3 protein-coding genes are annotated in these 3650 nt (G+C 74.1%); 1 reads left to right on the plus strand and 2 read right to left on the minus strand.

The window, feature by feature from the left end; genetic code table 11:
* Positions 1–333: 333 nt before the first annotated feature.
* Positions 334–930, plus strand: coding sequence for a superoxide dismutase family protein (locus tag AC08OP_RS08520; RefSeq protein WP_476613690.1), 597 nt, complete (start codon positions 334–336; stop codon positions 928–930).
* A 271-nt stretch (positions 931–1201) separates the two neighbouring features.
* On the opposite strand, the gene AC08OP_RS08525 is transcribed toward AC08OP_RS08520, so the two are convergent.
* Together AC08OP_RS08525 and AC08OP_RS08530 are read right to left on the minus strand one after the other, a co-directional pair.
* Complete coding sequence (locus AC08OP_RS08525) at positions 1202–2839, minus strand: serine/threonine-protein kinase (protein ID WP_476613691.1); 1638 nt, start codon at positions 2837–2839, stop codon at positions 1202–1204.
* 339 nt (positions 2840–3178) lie between these two features.
* On the minus strand, positions 3179–3505 hold the full coding sequence (locus tag AC08OP_RS08530; protein ID WP_476613692.1) for an LppP/LprE family lipoprotein: 327 nt from the start codon (positions 3503–3505) through the stop codon (positions 3179–3181).
* Positions 3506–3650: the final 145 nt, after the last annotated feature.

The following is a 3650-nucleotide window of genomic DNA, read 5'->3' on the forward strand; positions in this document are numbered from 1 at the left end:
GGCTGGGACTGAGGCCGGGGCCGGGGAAAGGGCAGGGGACGACGGCTCGGCCGACCGGTCGTCGGAACGGGCTCTCCCCGCCGTGGCGGGCATCCGGCGTTCCAGCCGGCCGGTGGCCGCGAGGGCTCCGGCGACGGCCTCCCGCCGACCGGGGCGGTATGGGCGGATCAGGCCCGCAAGTCGCGGATCAGGCCCGGGCCGGGCACCGCCGTCACCTCACGTTATTTTTCGGGTCAGGTCGTGTTGAGCATTCCCGAAACCTGTGGCCAGGCTAGGCTCGTCCCACATGAACGGCGTTCCCGAGCCGCTGAACTAGCCGCTGAAAGGGTCCTCATGCGACGGCGTCTGTCGATCACCCTGGCCGGCCTTGGGTTGTTCACCGCGTTGTTCGCCGCCGCGGCCTCGGTGATGGCCTCGGCGGTGGCACCGGCAGTTCCGAGCGTCACGAGGGTCGTCGCGGAGCCGGTCGCGTTCACGACCTGGAACGAGAAGCAGCCACCGGCGGCCGTCACCTACAACCGGCATCTCGTGCCGGTCGGCGCCGGGGCGGTCGTACTGGCGGCCGGCGGGCCTCGTACCGTGGTGGGCCTGGTAGTTCAGGGCCTGCTGCCCGACCGCAAGTACGGGGCGCATGTTCATCAGAAGGCGTGCGGCGCGACGGGTACGGCGGCCGGGCCGCATTACCAGAACATCCCGGACCCGGTACAACCCTCTGTCGATCCGGCGTACGCCAATCCACACAACGAGGTCTGGCTGGATTTCAGCACGGATGCCGGCGGCAACGGCCAGGCGTTCGCCATCGTCGACTGGAACTTCCGGGCCGGCGGTGCCAGTGCGGTCGTGCTCCATGAGCACGGGACGAGTGGCATGCCCGGCGAAGCCGGATCCGCCGGTCCGCGGGCGGCCTGCATTACCGTTCCGTTCTCCTAAATCTTTCCTAAATCTTTCCTAAATCCGATCGCTTCGCTAGCTCGAAGCCGAAGCCGAAGCCGAAGCCGAAGCCGAAGCCGAAGGCGCCGGTCGCCGGGCTCTCCCGCCTCCCGGTGGACTCGTGGCCCCTCATGGACGCCGTCGGCGGCGGTCGCGCAGCGGGTTTGCCGTAGTCAGAGTCTCCGGTGCGTGGTGGATGGGCACCAGGACGCCGGACGGTGGCGTGACGCGACGATGCGGCGGGCTTCAGCAGAGTGGCCGTGCGGCGGGTTCAGCAGGGCGGCGGTGCGGTCGTCGTCGCCCCGAGTGGGGCGGCCGTCGGGCAGCTTGTCGCCGTGGCCGAGGTGCCCGGGCTCGGCGACGAGGTCGGCACGACCGTCGGGGATGCGCCCGTCGGCTGCGATGGCCGGCTCGTAGGCGTGGCGCTCGGCTGCGCGCTCGCCGCGGTGGGTACCGGTGTCGGAGTGCCCGGGTCCGTCGGTGTCATCGGCTGTTCGTCGCCGACCGGGGGTGGGCTGGCCGGGCCGGGCCGAGCCGGGCCGGGCCGGATGCCCGGCGTCCACAGTGGAGCACCGGCTGGCGGCTGGTTCGCGGGGTCGCTGGGGACCGCCCGGCCGAACGACGGGGCGGGGGCGGCCGGTTGCACCTGAGGATCGGAGCCGCCGGCCCCGATGAGCACGGCGGCGAGCCCGGCGAGCCCGGCGAGCCCGACGATTCCGGCGAGCAGGACGACCGGCAGCGCTCCGCGCGCGCCCGGTGCCCGCCGCCGCCAGGATGCCGGGAGCCGGCCGAGCAGCCCGCCGTCCGCCGCGTGTCGCGGCGGGCCGGCTGCGCCGCCGTCGGCGGGATCCTGCACCGAGCCGTCCGCGCCCCGGCGGGGTACCGGGACGGTGCGCCACGACTGGTCGTCGTCCGGCGGTGGCGTCGGCCGGTTGGCCAGGGGATGGGTCGGCTGATCGGGCTGGTCGGGGTCCAGCGGCGCGCCGCCGCCGTTGCCGCCGTTGCCGCCGCCCTTGCCGGGCCCCGCGCTCAGCGGCGGGCGGGCCTGCCAGGGGGTGAGAGCCAGCGCCGCCGCCCGGTCGGCATCGGCCGGGGTGCGGACCGCGGAGTCCGAGACCAGGCGGCGGACCAGCTCGGCGGCGCTCGGGCGCTCCTCCGGCCGACGGGCGAGCGCCGCGCGCACCAGCGGGGCGAGTTTCGCCGGCACGCCGGCGATGTCGGGTGGTCGGTCCTCGCGCATCCTGGTCAGCACGTCGGACTGCTCGGAGGCGAACGGCGGATGTCCCGTCGCCGCGTACGTCACGCAGGCGCCCCAGGCGAACACGTCGGCGGGGGGCCCGGCCCGTTCCCCGCGCAGCTGCTCGGGCGCCATCCAGGCCAGCGTGCCAATGAGAATCCCGGTGCGGGTGTGGCTGGGGATCCCCGAGGCCCGCGCGATGCCGAAGTCGATGACCTTCGGGCCGTCCCAGGCCAGCAGGATGTTCGAGGGCTTGAGGTCGCGGTGCACCACTCCGGCGGCATGGATGGCGATCAGCGCGTCGGCGAGTCCCACGCTGAAGCCGTGCAGCAGCCGTTCCTCCAGCCGGCCGTGGCGCAGCACCGCGTCGGCGAGGCTGGTGCCCTCCACGTATTCGGTCGCCAGCCACGGCGACGTGGCCTCGGGATCGGCATCGAGCACCGCCGCGACCGCCCGGCCGTGCACCCGGCGGGCGGCGGCCACCTCGCGGCGGAACCGTTCCCGGAATTCGGGGTCGTCAGCGAACCGGGCGTCGGGAACCTTCACCGCGGCGGCCCGGCCGTCGGCGTTGAAACCGAGGTACACGGTGCCCATGCCGCCAGCGCCGATCCGGTTGTGGATCGTGAATGGGCCGACGTGGCGCGGGTCGTCGTCAACAAGCGGGGTCAGCATCGTGCCGCCTGTTCTGGTCGCCGCGCCCGGTCCCGCGCCCGGCGGCGCGCCCGGCCGTGAGACTCGGAATGCCGGGGCTCACCCGAAAGCTCACTCCTTCGTCGGCGGTGGGCACGGGCCGGGGCCCGATGGCCGCCGGCCCGCGCCGCACCGGTGTCCGTGGGGTTCACGGCGTTCACGGCGTCCACGGCGTCCACGGCGTCCACGGCCCCGCGAGACCCCTAACCCTGAACCGTAGTGCTTCCAGCGCAGCGATGTGCGGCTGGGCGCGGAGGCGGGCGCGTCGGGTTCGCCACCCGGCACCGCCCGCCGCCACCCGGACTCCGGCGGACGGCGGCCCTACCGTCGGCTGCCGGAGACATTCGGGTCGCTCGGCGGAATCTTGTCCAGGGTGGAGAAGTTCGTGCCGGTCCAGCGGAAGCGGACGTCGGCGTGGCCCGATGGGGCATCGACCGGGTCCCGCGGGTCGTAGGTGGCATAGCGCAGCACGACCTCATGATCGTTGCGTTGGCGCTGGAGGGTGATGTGCGCGCTGGGTGCCTTCGTGTCCGTGCCACGGTACTCACCGTCGGCGAAGACGAAGGCGAGCTGCCGGGGGGTGTCCCCGGCCGGCTGGCCGGTGCCGATCACGACGTTCAGCCGCCGGTCGGCCGCGTAGGTGCTCATGTCCGGCTCATAGCCCTTCCGGCGCACCGTGGCGGCGGCGTCGGCGGCGGACAGCGTCGCCGTGGTCGCCGTGGTCGCCGTGATCGCCGTCGGGCTCGCCGCCGTGGTCGCCACCGGCGTCGGGCTCGCTGACGCCGACGCCTGC

This window comes from Frankia sp. CeRuru1, from assembly GCF_977966315.1.

Coding starts and splice junctions, on each gene's coding strand:
- AC08OP_RS08530 (WP_476613692.1), bottom strand. CDS start 3,505: ATGAGCACCTACGCGGCCGACCGGCGGCTGAACGTCGTGATCGGCACC.
- AC08OP_RS08520 (WP_476613690.1), top strand. CDS start 334: ATGCGACGGCGTCTGTCGATCACCCTGGCCGGCCTTGGGTTGTTCACC.
- AC08OP_RS08525 (WP_476613691.1), bottom strand. CDS start 2,839: ATGCTGACCCCGCTTGTTGACGACGACCCGCGCCACGTCGGCCCATTC.